Consider the following 17,618-nt stretch of genomic DNA (forward strand, 5'->3'; position numbering starts at 1 on the left):
GGCATGTGGAAGGAGTTCCGAACCTTCATCGCGCGCGGCAACGTGCTCGACCTCGCGGTAGGCGTGATCATCGGCGCCGCGTTCGGCACGATCACCAAGTCGCTGACCGACGACCTGATTATGCCACTGGTCGGCTGGGCCTTCGGCGGGTTCGATTTTTCGAGCTACTTCATTCGCCTGGGACCAATCCCGGCGAGCTATGCCGGATCCCCGGATAATTACGCCGCGCTCAAGGCGGCGGGCGTGCCGCTGTTCGGCTTCGGCCAGTTCACCACCGTGGTGATCAACTTCTTGATCCTGGCGTTCATGGTCTTCCTGCTGGTGCGCGGCGTCAACCGAGCGATCCGCGTCGTCGAGCATGAGAAGGCTGCGGGCGACGCCGCACCGGTCCCCGAGCCCGAGGAGGTGAAGCTCCTGCGCGAGATTCGCGACGCGCTCAAGCAGCGCAACGACGCGGCTTAGGCGGCGGCGAGCTCCGTGGCGGTGGCGTCGGCCAGGCTGGTGCCGTCGAGGATGCGCGCGGTCTCGTCCCGCACGCGCGACATGGCGATGCGGATGGCGCAGGTCGCTTCGTCCTTGCAGTCGTTGCACGCGCGGTAGGCGGTACGGCTGACGCAGGGGACCAGCGCCAACGGCCCCTCGATCACGCGGATGATCTCGCCCAGCGAGATGAGGTGCGGCGCGCGGGCGAGGCGGTATCCGCCCATCTTGCCGCGCGTCGAGAGCAGGAACCCGGCATCGCGCAGATCGGCGAGGATCAGTTCGAGGAACTTGCGCGGCACCGTCGCCCCGGTGGCGATCCGGTTCATCGCGGTGGGCGCGGTGACAGGCTGCTCCGCCAGGAACAGCATCGCGCGGAGCGCGTAGCGGGAACGCTGCGTCAACATGGTGCTTCCCCATGGCAAGTGAATGCGATTCTGTGAAGGGCCGTAGCAATGCACGACTGGCCTTTTCATGAACCGAAACAGCCCCTATATGCCTTCTTGCCGGGCTTGCTCGGCTATGGGGATAAACGAAGGCGTACAATAGGCGCAGCGGACCCGGGGGCGGTACCCGGCGGCTCCACCATAATCCTCGAGCGATCGGGGTTCATGACGGGGCCGAACTAGGATCGACGTGTGTTGAAAAGCGCCATCTATCTCTCAGCGTGGGCCACTGTGACGGTCTGAAACACAAGTGCCAACGATAACGAAGCACTCGCTATTGCGGCGTAACCCCAAGGCTTAACGGCCTAAGGTTATTCTAAAATGCGCGGTTGGACCGCACCGGGCAACAGAAGCGGATTCCAGCGGTACGGGGAGCACCGGGCAACAGAAGCTCCCCACTCAGCCAACATTCGGTTCGACCCTCGAGGTGCAGGCGCTCTGAAGTGCCGCCTTCTCGACGGCATCGCAGCTGGCCCCGGCTTTCGCCGGGGAGCCAGCCGTGGATATGCCTGGCCTGCTTTACGCCGCCGCGAGGGGCTGTGCGCCTTCGTCGACGTCGGGTGACTCCTCGGCATCCACGCCCGCTTCCAGCGCGGCTTCGTCGCGGGCCAGCGCGTCGGCGTCCTCGGCGCGGATGCCGAAGCGGGCCGCCACGTCGGGAGCGAAGCGAAGCAGATCGGGGCGCAGCTTCAAAAGGCTGAGATCCTTCGACTTGCCTTCCATCATCACATCGAACTCCAGCCCCTGCGCCATCCGCATGAAGGTGGCGAATTCGAACGGGTTGGTGAAATCCGAATGGCCGGTCCAGATCGGCGGGCGGAGCACGGTGCGCGTGCGCGCCTTGGTCCCCGCCGCGGCGCGCTGCTTGTCGGTGAGCTTCTGCTTGATCTCGCGCAGCTCGGTGCGCGGCGAGGAGAAGTGGATCTTGGGACGCACGCCCTGCGGCCAACTGGCGAGGAAGCGCTCGAGCGTGTCGCGGATGTCGAGCCGTTCGGGATTGAGGCACCAGAAATGCTGATAGTCGAAGATCAGCGGCACGCCGGTGCGCTCGTGGATCCACAGCACGTCGGCGGCGGAGAAGCGGATGTCGTCATTCTCGAGCACCAGCCGGCGGCGGACATGCTCGGGGCATTGCTCCCAACCCTCGATCCAGCGCGCGCGGCTTGCGGCGTGGTCGCCATAGACGCCGCCGACATGCGTCACCATCACCGCCTCTGGCCCGCACTCCATCCGATCGAGCATCTCGGCCTGGCTCGACAGATCCCAGATGCTCTTGGCGGTGAGCTTGGGATCGGGCGAATTGAGCAGCACATATTGCGAGGGGTGGAAGGACAAGCGGATGTCGAAGTCGCGCGCCTTGGCGCCCAAGGCGCGGAGTTCGGCATCGCTCTCCGCCACCTGATTGTGGAATTGCGGCAGATCGGGGTGCGTGGCGTACGGCGCGAGATCCGACGACAGCCGGTACATGTCGAGCTGATGCGCGTGGAGATAGTCGAGGATCCGATCGACTTGCTCGAGCGAATATTTGAGATGCGGCCCGTTCTGCCAACGGCGCGTGTCGTTGCTCTTGAGCTCGGGCTTTCCTATCACCTTGACGGGAAAGCCCAAGCGGAGCGGGCGGGCCGGAAGTGCTGTCGATTCAACCATGTGCGGCCGAACGCGCGAGGCGCGGCTTAGTCGCGCCTGCGCAGCCAGGACAGGCCGGTGGCCGCGGCGATCAGCGCCACCCCTGCCCCGGCCTTGCCCCGCTTGCGGACCATCGACAGGCCGAATCCGGCGAGCCCGGTGGTGAGCCAGCCGACCTTGGGCAGGCCCGAGATGCGCGCCGCCCGCACCGCTGCCCGCCCGGCGACGAAGCCGGTGCCGGGGGTTTCGCGGGCGGGCGGGGCAGCGCTGGACATGCGCGCGAACGGCACGACGGGGATTGGCGCGGGCTTTGCCGGCACGGCGGGCTCGGGATCGGGGATCTTCGGCGCTAGGCCAGTGCCTTCGGGCTTGGGATCGCCGTCTCCGGCGACGTGATCGGCGACCCAGGCGCGCCGCGCGCCCATCGGCCGCTCGGCGCCCGTCGTGGTGTCTTCGGTGGTCTGGTGCTCGAGCTCGGAATTGAGCTCGGCGCCGAACAGCAGGACGTAGGACGCCAAATAGAGGAAGGTCAGCAGCGCCACGACGGCGCCCAGCGAGCCATAGGTCGCATCGAACTTGGCGACGTAGCGGACATAGGCGCCGAAGCCGAGGGTGAGGCCCAGCCACAATATGGCGGAGAAGAGCGAGCCGGCAGTGAGCCAGGTCCACTTCGCCTTGCTGCGCGAGGGGCCGAAGCGATAGAGCGCCGCCGCGGCGGCTGCCCCGGCCAGGGTGAGCAGCACATAGGTGACGATCGTGCCGACGACGGGCAGCGCGCTGGCATCATAGTGCATCAGCCGGCCCAGCGTGGCGAGCGCGGCAAGCGCCAGCGCGGCGAGGATCGCGGCGACCACCGCCGCGGCGGTGAGCGCCAGCGCGGTCAGGTTGACCATGACGAAGCTGCGCTTCTCATGCTCCTCATACGCGATGTTGAGCGCCGTGATCACTGCCCCGGCGCCGTTGCGCGCACCGAAGATCGCGATCCCCAGCGCGATCAGCGCGCCCATGCCCTTCTTGCCGTCCGACGACTGGACCAATTGCATCAGCTGCTCGCCGATGGTTTCCGCGACGTCGGCCGGCACCATCGACGTCAGTGCCTGCATGTCCTTCATCACCGCCTGCGGATCGGCGAAGATGCCATAACAAAGCACGATCGCGGCAAGCGTCGGCGCGAGCGCGAGGAACCCGTAAAAGGCGACGCCCGCGGCGATCAGGCCGACATTGTCGTCCGAGGATTCCTTCCACGTCCGGACCGCGACCTGCTTCCAGCCGGCGAGCGGCATCTTCCAGGGACTCGTGGCGTCCCTTCCCTTGGCATCCATTCCTAGCCCCTGTTAGGTGCGGCGGCTTGCCGCCTAGGCGGACATAGCGCGCCTGGGGGCTGGACGTTCCGGAGGGCGGGATCTTCAATCCTCCCGTGCTAGGGGAAGCGGCGTGCGGAGCGCCGTGGCGCTGCTTCGGGCGGGGATACCCCTCCGTCAGCCCTGTGGGCTGCCACCTCCCCTTGCGGGGGAGGATTGCACAGAAAAGGGGCCCGGTTTCCCGGGCCCCTTCCTGTTTCCGTTTGAAGCGGACGCTTAGTCGTCGTTGCCGGTGAGGAACGAGGGCAGGCCGATATTCTCGCCGCCTTCTTCCTTGCCGCCTTCCGAACGCTCGCGACGCGGGCCACGATCTCCGCGGCCTTCGCCGCGGGGACCGCGATCACCACCCTCGCGGGGTGCGCGATCGCCGCCTTCGCTGCGCGGACCACGGTCACCGCCGCCTTCGCGACGCGGACCACGATCGCCACCACGGCCGCCGTCACGACGACGATCGCCGCCTTCGCTGCGCGGGCCACGATCGCCGCCGCCGCTGCGGCCGCCTTCGCGCCCACCTTCACGGTCGCCGCGCGGCTCGCGTGCAGGACGGGTGTCCTCCAGCTCTTCGCCGGTTTCCTGATCGACGACGCGCATCGACAGGCGAACCTTGCCGCGCGGATCGATCTCGAGGACCTTGACCTTCACTTCCTGGCCTTCCGACACGACGTCGGTCGGCTTCTCGACACGCTCGTTCTTCATTTCGGAGACGTGGACGAGACCGTCCTTGCCGCCCATGAAGTTCACGAAAGCACCGAAATCGACGATGTTGACGACCTTGCCGTTATAGACCTTGCCGACTTCGGCCTCTTCGACGAGGCCCTTGATCCAAGCGATCGCCGCTTCGATCTGTGCCGGATCCGAGGACGAGACCTTGATCACGCCTTCGTCGTCGATGTCGACCTTGGCGCCGGTGGTGGCGACGATCTCGCGGATTACCTTGCCGCCGGTACCGATCACTTCACGGATCTTCGACTTGTCGATCGAGAAGGTCTCGATGCGCGGTGCGTGCGCCGAGAGCTCCGAACGAGTCTCACCCAGTGCCTTGGCCATTTCGCCCAGGATGTGGATGCGGCCGTCCTTGGCCTGGCTCAGCGCGACCTTCATGATCTCTTCGGTGATGCCGGCGATCTTGATGTCCATCTGCATCGTGGTGATGCCTTCGGCCGTGCCTGCAACCTTGAAGTCCATGTCGCCGAGGTGATCCTCGTCGCCGAGGATGTCGCTGAGGACCGCAAAGTCCTTGCCCTCGAGGATCAGGCCCATCGCGATGCCCGCAACGGGTGCCTTGATCGGCACGCCGGCGTCCATCAGCGACAGCGAACCGCCGCACACCGTCGCCATCGACGACGAGCCATTGCTCTCGGTGATATCCGAGGTCAGGCGGATCGTGTAGGGGAATTCTTCCTTGGTGGGCAGCACGCCGTGCAGCGCACGCCACGCCAGCTTGCCATGGCCGACTTCGCGGCGGCCCGGCGCGCCGAAGCGGCCGACTTCACCGACCGAATAAGGCGGGAAGTTATAGTGCAGCATGAAGTGCTGGTAGGACAGGCCACCCAGACCGTCGATCATCTGCTCGGCGTCGCGGGTGCCGAGCGTGCAGGTCGCGATCGTCTGAGTCTCGCCACGCGTGAACAGAGCGGAACCGTGGGCGCGCGGCAGGAAGTGCGTTTCCGCCTCGATCGGACGGACCGTCTTGGTGTCGCGGCCGTCGATGCGGCGGCCTTCCTTGAGGATCGCCGTGCGGACGATGTCGGCCTCGAGCTTCTTCACCAGCTTGAGGCTGGCGAGATAGGCCTGGGGATCGCTGTCCTTGAGATCGGCCATGCCTTCGCGGGCCTTGGTGCGTGCCGCATTGATCGCGGTCTGGCGCTGCTGCTTGTCGGTCAGCTTGTAGGCTGCCTCGAGATCCTTGCCGATCAGCTTCTTGAGCTTGGCCTTCACTTCGACCTTGTCGTCCTGGGTCTTGAGTTCCCAAGGCTCCTTGGCGGCCTGCTCGGCGAGCTGGATGATCGCATCGATCACGCGCTGCGATTCGCGGTGCGCGAACATCACGGCGCCCAGCATGACTTCTTCCGAAAGCTCCTTGGCTTCGGATTCGACCATCATCACTGCGTCGTGCGTTGCGGCGACGACGAGGTCCAGAAGACCGGCATCGACCTGCTCGTCGGTGGGGTTGAGGATATAATCGGTGCCGTCATAGCCGACGCGCGCGGCGCCGATCGGACCCATGAAGGGCACGCCCGACAGCGTCATCGCTGCCGAAGCGGCGACCATCGCGAGGATGTCCGGCTCGTTCTCGCCGTCATAGGACAGGACCTGCGCGATGCAGTTGATCTCGTTGTAGAAGCCCTCGGGGAAGAGCGGGCGGAGCGGACGATCGATGAGGCGGGAAACCAGCGTTTCCTTCTCGGTCGCGCCGCGCTCGCGCTTGAAGAAGCCGCCGGGGATACGACCCGCGGCCGAGAACTTCTCCTGATAGTGAACGGTCAGCGGGAAGAAGTCCTGGCCTTCCTTCACCGACTTGGCGGCAGTCACGGCGCAGAGCACCACGGTCTCGCCCAGCGTTGCGATGACGGCGCCATCGGCCTGGCGGGCAACCTTGCCCGTTTCGAGGGTCAGCGTCTTGCCGCCCCACTCGATCGATACGGTTTTCTTGTCGAACATAGATTTTCCTTCACTCCCGCTGCCCGATGCGAGCGGGGGCCTATTTGGTCGAGCCGATAGTGGCTCGTGGGGACCAGCCGAATTGCCGCTCCCCTTTGTGCCCCCGCAATGGGGGACAATCCGGCGATAAAGCGCCGAAATGACAAAAAGGCGACCCGAGGGCCGCCTTTCCGGTTACTTGCGAAGGCCGAGCTTGCCGATCAGATCGGTGTAGCGGGCCTGATCCTTCTTGCGAAGATAATCGAGGAGGCTGCGGCGCTTGTTGACCATCAGCAGCAGACCGCGGCGCGAATGATTGTCCTTCGCGTGGGTCTTGAAGTGCTCGGTCAGGTTCACGATGCGCTCGGTGAGGATCGCGATCTGAACTTCGGGGCTGCCGGTGTCACCGCTCTCGCGGCCATGTTCGGTGATAAGCGCTTCCTTGCGCTCTGCCGTGATCGTCATAGGCTTTCCTTCGACATCGTTCTACAGATTGAAACCGCGGACGACCCGGACCTCTCCGGAGCGGACCTCCACCAGCGCCACCGGGATTTCCCCGGAACAGCCGAAGTATTGGCCCTCGTCAGCGTGTATCCCGGCCAGAACCCGCCCCTGTCGGAGCAGCCCTGCCTGGTCGGGGGTGAGGGATAGAGCCGGGATGTCGTCCAGCCCCGCCCTCAACGGCAGGAGTATGCGTTCAAGCTGCCGCGCCTTAGCGGTATCGGCCAATTTGTCCAGCGGAATCGCGGATCCCAGCGTGAACGGGCCGGCCTTGATGCGGCGGAGCATGGTGACGTGGCCGACGGTGCCGAGCGCGAGCGCGATGTCGCGGGCGAGGCTGCGGATATAGGTGCCCTTGGAGACATGGGCGGTGAGGGTGATTTCACGCAATTCCTCCCCGGCACGGGGAGGGGGACCATGCGGAGCATCGGGGAGGGGGTTTTCCCCAGGCGACTCCCTTGTGGAGCGCCCCCTCCACCCCTCGCCTTCGGCGAGCGGTCCCCCTCCCCGTACCGGGGAGGAATGAAGAGCATATATCGTCACGCTGCGGCTCGGGAGCACGACGTCCTCACCGGCGCGGGCGAGGTCGTAGGCGCGCTCGCCGTCGACCTTGAGCGCGGAATAGGCCGGGGGGACCTGCTCGATCGGGCCGGTGAAGCGCGGCAGGACGGCTTCGACCTGCGCCAGCGTCGGACGCACCGGGGATGCGGCGATCTCCACCCCCTCAAGGTCGAGCGTGTCGGTCTGCACCCCAAACGCAATCGTGAAGTCGTAGACCTTGTCGCTGTCGAGCATGCGGCCGGCGAGCTTGGTCGCCTCGCCGACTGCGATCGGCAGCACGCCGGTCGCCAGCGGATCGAGCGTGCCGCCATGCCCGACCTTGAACTTGCCATAGCCGCCGTCGCGCAGCGCGCGCTTGACCGCGCTCACCCCCTGAGTGGAGCCGAGCCCCAGCGGCTTGTCGAGAATGATCCATCCATGCATCGCCCGGCGCCTATCGGAGCCGGCGGCGCGGCGCTACCGCGACGTGCGGCCCATGCGCTGCATGAAATGCTGGCGGCACAAGGCGACATAGCGCTCATTGCCGCCGATCTGCTTTTGCTCGCCTTCGCGGATCGCGCGGCCATAATCGTCGACGCGCAGGTTCATCGTCGCCTTGCGCCCGCATTCGCATACCGACTTGATCTCGATGAGCGCGTCGGCGAGCGCGAGCAATTCGGCCGAGCCGGGGAACAGCGCCCCCTGAAAGTCAGTGCGCAGGCCGTAAGCGAGCACCGGAATATCATCCTCGTCGCACAGCGCCGCCAATTGATGCACCTGTTGCGCGGTCAGGAACTGCGCCTCGTCCACCAGCACGCAGGCGAGCGGCGTCTGGAAATGCGCATCCTGGGCGATGGTCTGAAGGTCGGTCTCGCTGTCGAACGGCACCGCCGCCGCTTGGATTCCGAGCCGCGAATCGATCACGCCTTTCCCGCCGCGATCATGCACCCCGGCGGTGAACAGCAGCGTCCGCATACCGCGTTCGCGATAATTGAAGTCGGCCTGGAGCAGCGTGGTCGATTTGCCCGCGTTCATCGAGGCGTAGTAGAAATAGAGCTTGGCCATGCGAGGCTCCTAGGCGCAGCGGCTGCGTCTGTCAGTCCTGCGCCTCTTCGCCCAGATCCTGTGCGACCTTGGGATCGCGCAGCAGCTTGTCGATATGGCTGCCCTCGTCGAAGCTTTCGTCGGCCAGGAACTTGAGCTTGGCCGCGTACTTCATCTTCACGCGGGCCGCGACCTCGCGCTGAAGATAGGCGGTGTTGGTCCGAAGCGCCTTGAGCACCGCTTCCTCGTCCTTGCCGAGCAGCGGCTTCACGAACGCCGTGGCGTGGCGCAAATCCGGCGACATCCGCACTTCGGTGACGGACACCATGTGCTTGGCCAGCACATCGTCATGCACGTCGCCGCGCTGGAGGATTTCGGACAGAATATGGCGCACCTGTTCGCCGACCTTGAGCAGGCGGACGGAGCGGGTTTCAGTGGTCTCGGCGTGTTTCATTCTTCAGACTCCCTCTCCCCTTCAGGGGAGAGGGCTGGGGAGAGGGGCAGTTCCGCACTGCCTGACTTGCCCCTCTCCCGCCTTCGCTTCGCTCGGCACCCTCTCCCCGCAAGCGGAGAGAGGGAAAAATTAGAGCGTGCGTTCGCGCATCTCGACTTCGAAGGTCTCGAGATAGTCGCCCGCCTTGATGTCGGTGAAGTTCTGCGTGAACGTCACACCGCATTCAAGGCCTGCGCGCACTTCGGCGACATCGTCCTTGAAGCGCCGCAGCGAGGCGATCTCACCCTGGTAGATGATGACATCGTTGCGCGTGATGCGCGCCTTGAGCGCCTTGCGGATGATGCCCTCGGTGACCAGCAGACCGGCCGCCTTGCCGTGCTTGCCGGCGGAGAACACTTCCTTGATCTCGGCGCGGCCGACCACGGTTTCAAACGCTTCCGGCCCGAGCTGCCCGGCCATGCCGGCGCGGATCTCGTCGGTGAGATCGTAGATCACGTCATAATATTTGAACGCGACCTTCTGACGCTCGGCGATCTCGCGTGCCTTGGCGTTCGGACGGACATTGAAGCCGATGATCGGCGCGCCGCTGGCACCCGCCAGCGTCACGTCGCTCTCGGTGATGCCGCCGACGCCCGAATGGAGCACGCGCGCACGGATCAGATCGGTCGAGATCTTGTTGATCGCCGCGACGATCGCCTCGACCGTGCCCTGGGTATCCGCCTTGACAACCAGCGGATATTCCATCGCCTGCTTCTCCTTCAGCGCCGAGAACATGCTCTCGAGGCTGGCGGGGGCATTGGTGGTGCGCTTCTGGAGCGCGACGCCCTGGCGATATTCGGCCACTTCGCGGGCACGGGCTTCGTTCTCGACGACCTGGAGCGGATCACCCGCCATCGGCACGCCGGAGAGACCCAGCACCTCGACCGGCATCGCCGGACCCGCTTCCTTGATCTGGCGACCCTTGTCGTCGACCAATGCGCGGACCTTGCCGCTTTCGGCACCGACGACGAACACGTCGCCGACACGCAGCGTGCCGCGGTTTACGAGAACCGTCGCGACCGGGCCGCGGCCCTTGTCGAGCTTGGCTTCGATCACCGTGCCCTCGGCCTCACGGTCGGGGTTGGCGCGCAGTTCGAGCAGTTCGGCCTGAATCTGGATCTTCTCGATCAGCTCGTCGAGACCCATCTTCTTGAGCGCGGAGACTTCGACGTTCTGGACGTCGCCGCCCATTTCCTCGACCACCACTTCATGCTCGAGCAGACGCTCGCGCACGCGCTGCGGATTGGCGCTGTCGAGGTCGACCTTGTTGATCGCCACGATCATCGGCACGCCAGCCGCCTTGGTGTGATTGATGGCCTCGATCGTCTGCGGCATCAGCCCGTCATTCGCGGCCACCACCAGCACGACGATGTCGGTGACATTGGCACCGCGTGCGCGCATCTCGGTGAAGGCTTCGTGACCCGGCGTGTCGAGGAAGGTGATCTTCGACTTGTCCTTCAGCGTGACCTGATAGGCGCCGATATGCTGGGTGATGCCACCGGCCTCGCCGCGCACCACATCGGTGCCGCGCAGCGCGTCGAGCAGCGAGGTCTTGCCGTGATCGACGTGACCCATGATCGTCACCACCGCCGGACGCGGCTGCAGCTTGTCGTCGGCTTCCACGACCGTGTCTGCCTGGATATCGACGTCGCTTTCGCTCACGCGCTGGATGTTGTGGCCGAACTCGGTCACCAGCAGCTCGGCCGTGTCCTGGTCGATCGTCTGATTGATCGTGACGGGCATGCCCATCTTGAACAGCGCCTTCACCAGGTCGCTGCCCTTTTCGGCCATACGGTTGGCGAGTTCCTGAACGGTGATCGCGTCCGGCACCACGACGTCGCGGACCTGCTTGATCTGCGGCTCGCGCGGGCCACCGAAGTGACGGCGGTTTTCCTTGTCGCGGGCGCGCTTGAGCGCCGCGAGGCTGCGGGCGCGGGCACCATCGTCGCCGCCCAGGGCGCGCGTGACGGTGAGCTTGCCTGACTGGCGGCGGTCGTCACCCTTGCGGTCGCGCTGCTGCGGACGCGCGGGCTCGGGCCCACGGCGCGGCGGCAGGCCACCACCCACTGCAGAGCCAGCGACGCCGGGGCGCGCGGCCCCGGCGGCCGGAGCGGCGCCGGCGGGACGCTGCTGCGCCGGCTGCGCCTGCTGCGCAGGTGCGGGCTCAGGCGCTGGCTTGGGCTGCGGCCGGGGGATTTCCGGGCGCTGCACGGGCGTGAACCGGCGCGGCGCGGGCAGCGACGGATCGAGCTGGAGGGTAACCGGACGCGGCGGTGCCGCGGGTACGGGCGCCGGAGCGGGCTTGGGCTTGGGCGCGGGCGTCGGTGCCGCCACAGGCGCAGGCGCCGGAGTCGCAGCGGGTGCTGGCGTCGCTACGGGCTCGGCGGCAGGCGCCGGCGCAGCTTCGACCACGGGCGCAGGCGCGGGAGCGAGCTCCTCCGACTTGGGCTCGGGCGCGGCTGCCTGGGGAGCCTGGGCGGCCTCGGCCTCGGCGCGGGCACGCTCTTCGGCGGCGCGGCGCTGTGCCTCGATAGCCTCGGTACGCGCGCGTTCCTCTCGGCGGCGCGCCTCTTCCTGCGACTGCATGCGCTGGTCGTCGGCTTCGCGCAGCAGGCGCGCCTGACGCTCCTGTGCCGTTTCGTTGGAGACAGGCGGACGCGGCGCGGGCGCGGGAGCGCGCGGCGCCTCAGGCGCGGGCGCTGCGGCAACCGGCTCGGGAGCCGCTGCCTGCGTCTGTTCTTCCTGTGCAGGCCCGCCCTGCGGACCCAGCACGCGGCGCCGCTTCACTTCCACGACCACGGTGTTCGAGCGGCCATGGCTGAAGCTCTGCTTCACCTTGCCCGTCTCGACCGTGCGCTTCAGGCCCAGCGGCTGGCGCATGCCAAGTTTCGGCTTTTCGTTGTCGGAGTCGCTCATGCGGGCCTTCAAAATCCTTCAGTCAGTCGTTCGTCTTGCGGCGCACCCTGCGGCAGCGCCGATGCGCCCTGCGAACCGGATTCGCAAGCGCTGGAGCCGAGATCGGGTCCGATAAAATGCAGCCATCGGTCGAGCACGTCGCTCACCCGCCTGGCGGCTTTGGCGTCTGTCACGCCGGCGTGTACCACATTTTCGCGGCCCAGCGCCAAGGACAATATGGTGCGTGGGAGCGGCAATGTTAAGCCCCTCTTCCCCGAACCTTCCGCGTCCGAGCCAACACGCCATGCCTGGGCGAGCTTGCCCGCCCCGTCGGCGCCGGCGTCGCTGGCGTGCAGCAACAGGTGAAGCTGGCCCGAACGCGCCGCGTTCTGGATGCGCTCGCCGCCTATCGCGACATGCCCGGCCTTGAACTCCAGGCCCAACCGGTCGAGTAACTGGCGCTCCAGCTGCGCGGCGATGCGGGCGCCCAGATCTTCCGGAATGCGCAGCTCGCCGGTCTTGAACGCGCGGGACAGCGCGCCCTTGAGCTTGCCCTTGGCCTGTGCCGCATCGAGCTCGGCCCGAGCCACGCCGATCCAGGCGCCGCGGCCCGGCGCCTTGGCGCGGACATCGGGCAGCACTTCGCCGTCCGGCGACAAGGCGAGCCGAATCAGCCCCTCACGCGGCGATTCCTCGCGCGCCAGGATGCAGGTGCGAATGGGATCACTCATCCATGCCCCTCCCTTGCAAGGGAGGGGTTCGTTGGAATGCCGCTACTACGCGAGCCGTATCATTGTTCGGATTCCGCAACAGCGTCCTCCGTAGCTTCGGGCGCTTCGTCCGCGAACCAGTGTGCGCGGGCGGCCATGATGATCTCGTTGCCCTGCTCGTCCGACAGGCCGTATTCGGCGAGGATCCCGCCCTTGTCCTCGGCCCGTTCGGAGCGCTGGCTGTCGTTGCCGCGACGGCGCGGCTCGGCGCGCTTCTTGGCAACTAGCTCGTCGGTGGCAAGGTCGGCCAGGTCGTCGAGCGTCTTGATGCCCGCCTTGCCCAGCGTGACCAGCATCGCTTCGGTCATGTAGGGGATGGTCGCCAGATCGTCCTCGACGCCCAGGCCGCGGCGCAGTTCGCGATTGGCTTCCTCGCGGCGGTCGAGCGCTTCCTGCGCGCGGCTCTGCAGCTCCTGGCCGAGTTCCTCGTCAAAGCCTTCGATGCTCGCGATCTCGGCGAGCTCGACATAGGCGACTTCCTCGAGGCTCGAAAAGCCCTCGGCGACCAGCAGCTGGGCCAGCGTCTCGTCGACGTCCAGCTCGTTCTGGAAGCTCTCGGAATTCTGGACGAACTCCTGCTGACGCTTTTCGCTCGCGTCGGTCTCGGTCAGGATGTCGATCGCCTTGGCGGTCAGCTGGCTGGCGAGACGGACATTCTGGCCGCGACGGCCGATGGCGAGGCTCAGCTGGTCGTCGGGAACGACCACTTCGATGCGGTCCTCTTCCTCGTCGATCACCACGCGCGCGACGTTGGCCGGCTGGAGCGCGTTCACCACGAAGGTGGCGGTGTCGGGCGACCAGGGGATGATGTCGATCTTCTCGCCCTGCATCTCCTGCACGACGGCCTGCACGCGGCTGCCCTTCATGCCGACGCAGGCGCCGACCGGATCGATCGAGGAGTCGTGCGAGATGACGCCGATCTTGGCGCGCGAGCCCGGGTCGCGGGCAGCTGCCTTGATCTCGATGATGCCGTCGTAGATCTCGGGCACTTCCTGCGCGAACAGCTTCTTCATGAAGTCGGGATGCGCGCGGCTGAGGAAGATCTGCGGGCCGCGGTTCTCGCGGCGGACGTTGAGCACGACCGAGCGGACGCGGTCGCCGACGCGGACCACTTCGCGCGGGATCTGCTGGTCGCGGCGGATCACGCCCTCAGCGCGGCCCAGATCGACCACGACATGGCCGAACTCGACGCGCTTGACGACGCCGGTGATGATCTCACCGACGCGATCCTTGAACTCTTCATGCTGGCGCTCGCGCTCGGCGTCGCGGACCTTCTGGAAGATGATCTGCTTCGAGGCCTGGGCCTGGATGCGGCCGAACTCGATCGGGGGCAGCGGATCGACGATATAGTCGCCCAGCGCAGCGCCCTTCTGGAGCTTCTGCGCCTGGGCGACGTCGACCTGCTTGAAATAGTCATCGACCGCCTCGACCACTTCGACCACGCGCCACAGGCGGAGGTCGCCGGTGGTCGGGTCCAGCTTGGCGCGGATGTCGTTCTCGATGCCATAGCGGTTCTTGGCGGCGCGCTGGATCGCGTCCTCCATCGCCTCGATGACGATGGCGCGGTCGATCAGCTTTTCCTTCGCGACCGAATCGGCGATCGCGATCAGTTCCGCCCGGTTGGCAGTGATGGCAGTGGCCATGGCTTACCCTTCTACTTCGATGATGTCTTCGGCGCCCTCGGTGGAGAGCGGCGCGGTGGCGGCGATGAGCTTGTCGGTGATCAGCAGCTTGGCGTCGGCAATCTGCGCGAACGGCACGGTAACGGCCTTGTGCTTGCGCACGTCGATCGAGACCTGGTCGCCCTCGGCGCCGATCAGGTCGCCGGTCAGCTGCTTGCGGTTGTCGGCGGTCGGCTCGGTCAGGTTGATCCGTGCCTCATGCCCCTTCCAGTCCTCGAAATCCTGGAGCCGCGTCAGCGGGCGGTCGATGCCCGGCGAGCTCACTTCGAGGCGATAGGCATAATCGAGCGGGTCGCGGCCCGCGGCCTCCAGTTCGTCCAGCCGGTCCGAGATGCGGCGCGACAGGTCGGCGCAATCGTCGATGGTCAGCTGGCGGGTATCCGGGCGCTCGGCCATCACCTGCAACGTCGGATCGGACTGGCCGCCGAACATCTTGACGCGCACGAGCGCGAGCCCGAGCGCCTTGGCTTCGGGTTCGATCAGGGCAGTCAATGCGGCGATGTCCGCCAAGCAGGGTCTCCGGCAATAGATAAGCAGGTTCGGCGCCGGAGCCCTGCGGGCCCCGACCTCGGCATGTTTGACGATGTCGAGAAAGCACGTGCGATATACGCGTTCCCTACCGGGTCGGCAAGAGCGGCTTCTGCACGGAAGACGCAAAGCGATGACGGAGCCGTAACGGCGTCCATGCGTTGCGTAGCAACCAGCTCCGTGAGGACCAGCGTATATGACCGTCAAAGCTCGCCTTCTCCTCGTCCCGATCCTGCTCGCCGCATGCAATGCCGAAAGCGGCGCGAGTGCGAAAGAAGGCGCGGCGCAGCCGCAGGCCGCCGGCCAGCCGTTCACCGTCACGCCGGTGGCGGACTTCGAATCGCCCTGGGCGATGACATTCCTCCCCGATGGCCGCATGCTGGTGACCGAAAAGGCCGGCACGCTGCTGCTCGTTTCCGCCGACGGTCGGCAGAAGACACCGGTCAGCGGCACGCCCCCGGTAATGAGCGAGGGCCAGGGCGGCCTCATGGACGTGGTCCTTCATCCCAAGTTCGCGCAGAATCGCTGGGTTTATTTCAGCTATTCCGAAGCCAATGCCCAGGGGCTGAAGGGCGTGGTGCTCGCGCGCGGGAAGCTGGTCGACGGCGCCTCCCCCCGCCTCGACGGCGTGCAGACGCTGTTCCGCGCCAACAGCTATGTCGAGGGTAATGGCCATTTCTCCGGCCGCATCGCCTTTGCCAAGGACGGCAAGCTGTTCTTCACCAATGGCGAGCGCCAGAAGTTCACCCCCGCGCAGGATCCCAAGGTCACGCTGGGCAAGGTGTTGCGGCTCAACGACGACGGCACGCCGGCTGCGGGCAATCCGCTGGCAGCCAAGGGCTTCCACCCCGCGGTGTGGTCCTATGGCCACCGCAACCTGCTCGGCATCGCCTTCGATGGCGCCGGCAATCTGTGGGAACAGGAAATGGGGCCCAAGGGTGGCGACGAGGTCAACCTGGTCCTGCCCGGCCGCAACTATGGCTGGCCCAATGCCTCGAACGGCAGCCATTATGACGGCCGCGACATTCCCGACCACAAGCCCGGCGACGGCTATGAGGCGCCCAAGGTCTGGTGGAACCCGGTGATCAGCCCGGGCGGCCTGATGGTCTATTCGGGCAGGATGTTCCCCCAATGGAAAGGCGACCTGTTCATCGGCGGGCTCTCGAGCAAGTCGCTGGTCCGCGTCGACGTCAACGGCGCGAACGCAACGAAGGGCGACCAATGGCCGATGAACGCGCGCATCCGCGAAGTGGAGGAAGGCCCCGACGGCGCGATCTGGTTGCTGGAGGATGGCGGCGACTCGCAGGGCCGCCTGCTCAAGCTGGAGCGCGCGAAGTGAGCGCCGCCCGCTGGTTGGCAGCCGCGGCGCTGCTCGCCCTGACCGCGTGCGGCGGCAGCGACGGCAATGGCGCGGTCGTCGCGCCGACGCCGACGCCGAGCCCGTCGCCAAGCCCGTCGCCCTCACCGACCTCCAGCCCGACGCCCGCGCCGCCGATCACCGCGGTGCAGTCGACGGTGGTTGCCAGCTTCGACAGCCCTTGGGCGATGACCTTCCTGCCCGACGGGCGCATGCTGGTGACGGAGAAGGCCGGCACCCTGCGCATCGCCACCACCGCCGGGCTCAAGTCCGCGCCGCTTGGCGGCGTGCCCGCCGTGCGCAACCAGGAACAGGGCGGACTGCTGGACGTGGCGCTGCATCCCGGCTTCGCCACCAACCGCTTGGTGTATCTGAGCTACGCCGAGCCGCAGGGCGGCATCAGCGGGCTGGCGATCGCGCGCGGCACGCTGACCGAGGATGCCGGCGGCGCCCGCCTGGCCAATGTCACGGTGATCTGGCGCCAGACGCCCAAGGTCTCCGACCCCGGCCAATATGGCGGCCGCATGGCGTTCGGGCCCGACGGCAAGCTGTACGTCACTGCCGGCGATCGGCGGGCGATCAACCAGGTGCAGAGCAACGCCACCACCATCGGCAAGGTCGTCCGCCTGAATGACGACGGCACCCCCGCTTCGGGCAACCCGTTCGCGGGAACCGCCGGCGCGCTTGCCGAGATCTGGACGCTGGGTCACCGCAACCCGTATGGCCTCGCCTTCGACGCGGCGGGCCGGCTGTGGGAAAGCGAGATGGGCCCCGCGGGCGGCGACGAGCTCAACCTGATCACCGCGGGCCGCAACTATGGCTGGCCCAATGTCTCCAACGGCAACAATTACGACGGGAGCAATATCCCCGATCACAGCCCTGGCGACGGCTATGAGGCGCCGGTGGTATCGTGGAGCCCGGTCATCGCGCCGGGCGGCATGATCATCTACACCGGCGACCTGTTCGCCGCCTGGAAGGGCGATGCGATCCTGGCCGGACTGGTCGGCCAGGGGCTGATCCGCGTGGACCTGGACGGCACCAGCGGCCGCGAGGCGCAGCGCATCGGCCTGGGTCAACGCATCCGCGAAGTCGAGCAGGGCCCCGACGGCGCGATCTGGGTATTGGAGGACAACGCCAACGGACGGCTGATTCGGCTGGTCCCGCGCTGAGGCGGGGCGTGGTAAGGCGCGGTTCGCTTCTCAGGGCGAGAACCGGACAGATCCTCCGTCATCCCGGCCTGGAGCCGGGATCCCGC

The 17,618-nt window shown here is 66.7% G+C and carries 15 protein-coding genes and 1 other RNA gene; 4 read left to right on the forward strand and 12 right to left on the reverse strand.

Annotated elements, in window-relative coordinates; genetic code table 11:
• Positions 1-3: 3 nt before the first annotated feature.
• Positions 4-462 (forward strand): large conductance mechanosensitive channel protein MscL, encoded by a 459-nt coding sequence (gene mscL / locus LZ586_RS09170; protein WP_235079771.1) that lies wholly within the window; start codon positions 4-6, stop codon positions 460-462.
• On the opposite strand, the gene LZ586_RS09175 is transcribed toward mscL, so the two are convergent.
• On the reverse strand, positions 459-887 hold the full coding sequence (locus tag LZ586_RS09175; RefSeq protein WP_235076003.1) for an RrF2 family transcriptional regulator: 429 nt from the start codon (positions 885-887) through the stop codon (positions 459-461). The genes mscL and LZ586_RS09175 overlap by 4 nt on opposite strands.
• A 58-nt stretch (positions 888-945) precedes the next feature.
• Between LZ586_RS09175 and ssrA the strand changes: the two genes are divergently transcribed.
• Positions 946-1,326: a transfer-messenger RNA gene (ssrA, locus tag LZ586_RS09180) on the forward strand.
• Between the two features lie 119 nt (positions 1,327-1,445).
• On the opposite strand, the gene uvsE is transcribed toward ssrA, so the two are convergent.
• From uvsE to rimP, 11 genes are all read right to left on the reverse strand, one after another.
• Positions 1,446-2,534, reverse strand: coding sequence for a UV DNA damage repair endonuclease UvsE (uvsE, locus tag LZ586_RS09185; protein ID WP_235076004.1), 1,089 nt, complete (start codon positions 2,532-2,534; stop codon positions 1,446-1,448).
• A 65-nt stretch (positions 2,535-2,599) separates the two neighbouring features.
• Complete coding sequence (locus LZ586_RS09190; protein ID WP_235076005.1) at positions 2,600-3,835, reverse strand: YihY/virulence factor BrkB family protein; 1,236 nt, start codon at positions 3,833-3,835, stop codon at positions 2,600-2,602.
• A gap of 294 nt (positions 3,836-4,129) precedes the next feature.
• Entirely contained in the window at positions 4,130-6,574 is a 2,445-nt protein-coding gene (gene pnp / locus LZ586_RS09195; protein WP_235076006.1) for a polyribonucleotide nucleotidyltransferase, read from the reverse strand.
• A 174-nt stretch (positions 6,575-6,748) separates the two neighbouring features.
• Positions 6,749-7,018, reverse strand: a complete 270-nt coding sequence (gene rpsO, locus LZ586_RS09200; protein ID WP_235076007.1) for a 30S ribosomal protein S15 — start codon at positions 7,016-7,018, stop codon at positions 6,749-6,751.
• A 21-nt stretch (positions 7,019-7,039) separates the two neighbouring features.
• Positions 7,040-8,038 carry a tRNA pseudouridine(55) synthase TruB gene (truB, locus tag LZ586_RS09205; protein WP_235076008.1) on the reverse strand — a complete coding sequence of 333 codons (999 nt, stop codon included), beginning with the start codon at positions 8,036-8,038 and terminating at the stop codon, positions 7,040-7,042.
• Between the two features lie 33 nt (positions 8,039-8,071).
• The gene (locus LZ586_RS09210) at positions 8,072-8,659 is read right to left on the reverse strand and encodes a thymidine kinase (RefSeq protein WP_235076009.1); all 588 of its coding nucleotides are present in this window, start codon (positions 8,657-8,659) and stop codon (positions 8,072-8,074) included.
• A gap of 31 nt (positions 8,660-8,690) precedes the next feature.
• Positions 8,691-9,092: a 30S ribosome-binding factor RbfA gene (gene rbfA, locus LZ586_RS09215; protein WP_235076010.1), complete on the reverse strand. Its 402-nt coding sequence runs from the start codon at positions 9,090-9,092 to the stop codon at positions 8,691-8,693.
• Positions 9,093-9,221: 129 nt separating this feature from the next.
• Positions 9,222-12,047 (reverse strand): translation initiation factor IF-2, encoded by a 2,826-nt coding sequence (gene infB / locus LZ586_RS09220; protein ID WP_235076011.1) that lies wholly within the window; start codon positions 12,045-12,047, stop codon positions 9,222-9,224.
• Between the two features lie 8 nt (positions 12,048-12,055).
• Entirely contained in the window at positions 12,056-12,757 is a 702-nt protein-coding gene (locus LZ586_RS09225) for a DUF448 domain-containing protein (RefSeq protein WP_235076012.1), read from the reverse strand.
• A 59-nt stretch (positions 12,758-12,816) separates the two neighbouring features.
• Complete coding sequence (gene nusA, locus LZ586_RS09230; protein WP_235076013.1) at positions 12,817-14,439, reverse strand: transcription termination factor NusA; 1,623 nt, start codon at positions 14,437-14,439, stop codon at positions 12,817-12,819.
• Positions 14,440-14,442: 3 nt separating this feature from the next.
• Positions 14,443-14,988, reverse strand: coding sequence for a ribosome maturation protein RimP (gene rimP, locus LZ586_RS09235; RefSeq protein WP_235076014.1), 546 nt, complete (start codon positions 14,986-14,988; stop codon positions 14,443-14,445).
• A gap of 214 nt (positions 14,989-15,202) precedes the next feature.
• Between rimP and LZ586_RS09240 the strand changes: the two genes are divergently transcribed.
• Complete coding sequence (locus LZ586_RS09240; RefSeq protein WP_235076015.1) at positions 15,203-16,345, forward strand: PQQ-dependent sugar dehydrogenase; 1,143 nt, start codon at positions 15,203-15,205, stop codon at positions 16,343-16,345.
• Positions 16,342-17,532, forward strand: coding sequence for a PQQ-dependent sugar dehydrogenase (locus LZ586_RS09245; RefSeq protein WP_235076016.1), 1,191 nt, complete (start codon positions 16,342-16,344; stop codon positions 17,530-17,532). The genes LZ586_RS09240 and LZ586_RS09245 overlap by 4 nt, the downstream gene beginning before the upstream one ends.
• Positions 17,533-17,618 lie beyond the last annotated feature (86 nt).

It is taken from the genome of Sphingomonas sp. S2-65, assembly GCF_021513175.1.
Classification (GTDB): Bacteria; Pseudomonadota; Alphaproteobacteria; order Sphingomonadales; family Sphingomonadaceae; genus Sphingomonas.

What these genes read in the sequence shown, in the direction of transcription:
- mscL (WP_235079771.1), top strand. Translation starts at nt 4, where the DNA reads ATGTGGAAGGAGTTCCGAACCTTCATCGCGCGCGGCAACGTGCTCGAC.
- LZ586_RS09175 (WP_235076003.1), bottom strand. Translation starts at nt 887, where the DNA reads ATGTTGACGCAGCGTTCCCGCTACGCGCTCCGCGCGATGCTGTTCCTG.
- LZ586_RS09190 (WP_235076005.1), bottom strand. Translation starts at nt 3,835, where the DNA reads ATGCCGCTCGCCGGCTGGAAGCAGGTCGCGGTCCGGACGTGGAAGGAA.
- pnp (WP_235076006.1), bottom strand. Translation starts at nt 6,574, where the DNA reads ATGTTCGACAAGAAAACCGTATCGATCGAGTGGGGCGGCAAGACGCTG.
- rpsO (WP_235076007.1), bottom strand. Translation starts at nt 7,018, where the DNA reads ATGACGATCACGGCAGAGCGCAAGGAAGCGCTTATCACCGAACATGGC.
- truB (WP_235076008.1), bottom strand. Translation starts at nt 8,038, where the DNA reads ATGCATGGATGGATCATTCTCGACAAGCCGCTGGGGCTCGGCTCCACT.
- LZ586_RS09210 (WP_235076009.1), bottom strand. Translation starts at nt 8,659, where the DNA reads ATGGCCAAGCTCTATTTCTACTACGCCTCGATGAACGCGGGCAAATCG.
- rbfA (WP_235076010.1), bottom strand. Translation starts at nt 9,092, where the DNA reads ATGAAACACGCCGAGACCACTGAAACCCGCTCCGTCCGCCTGCTCAAG.
- infB (WP_235076011.1), bottom strand. Translation starts at nt 12,047, where the DNA reads ATGAGCGACTCCGACAACGAAAAGCCGAAACTTGGCATGCGCCAGCCG.
- LZ586_RS09225 (WP_235076012.1), bottom strand. Translation starts at nt 12,757, where the DNA reads ATGAGTGATCCCATTCGCACCTGCATCCTGGCGCGCGAGGAATCGCCG.
- nusA (WP_235076013.1), bottom strand. Translation starts at nt 14,439, where the DNA reads ATGGCCACTGCCATCACTGCCAACCGGGCGGAACTGATCGCGATCGCC.
- LZ586_RS09240 (WP_235076015.1), top strand. Translation starts at nt 15,203, where the DNA reads ATGACCGTCAAAGCTCGCCTTCTCCTCGTCCCGATCCTGCTCGCCGCA.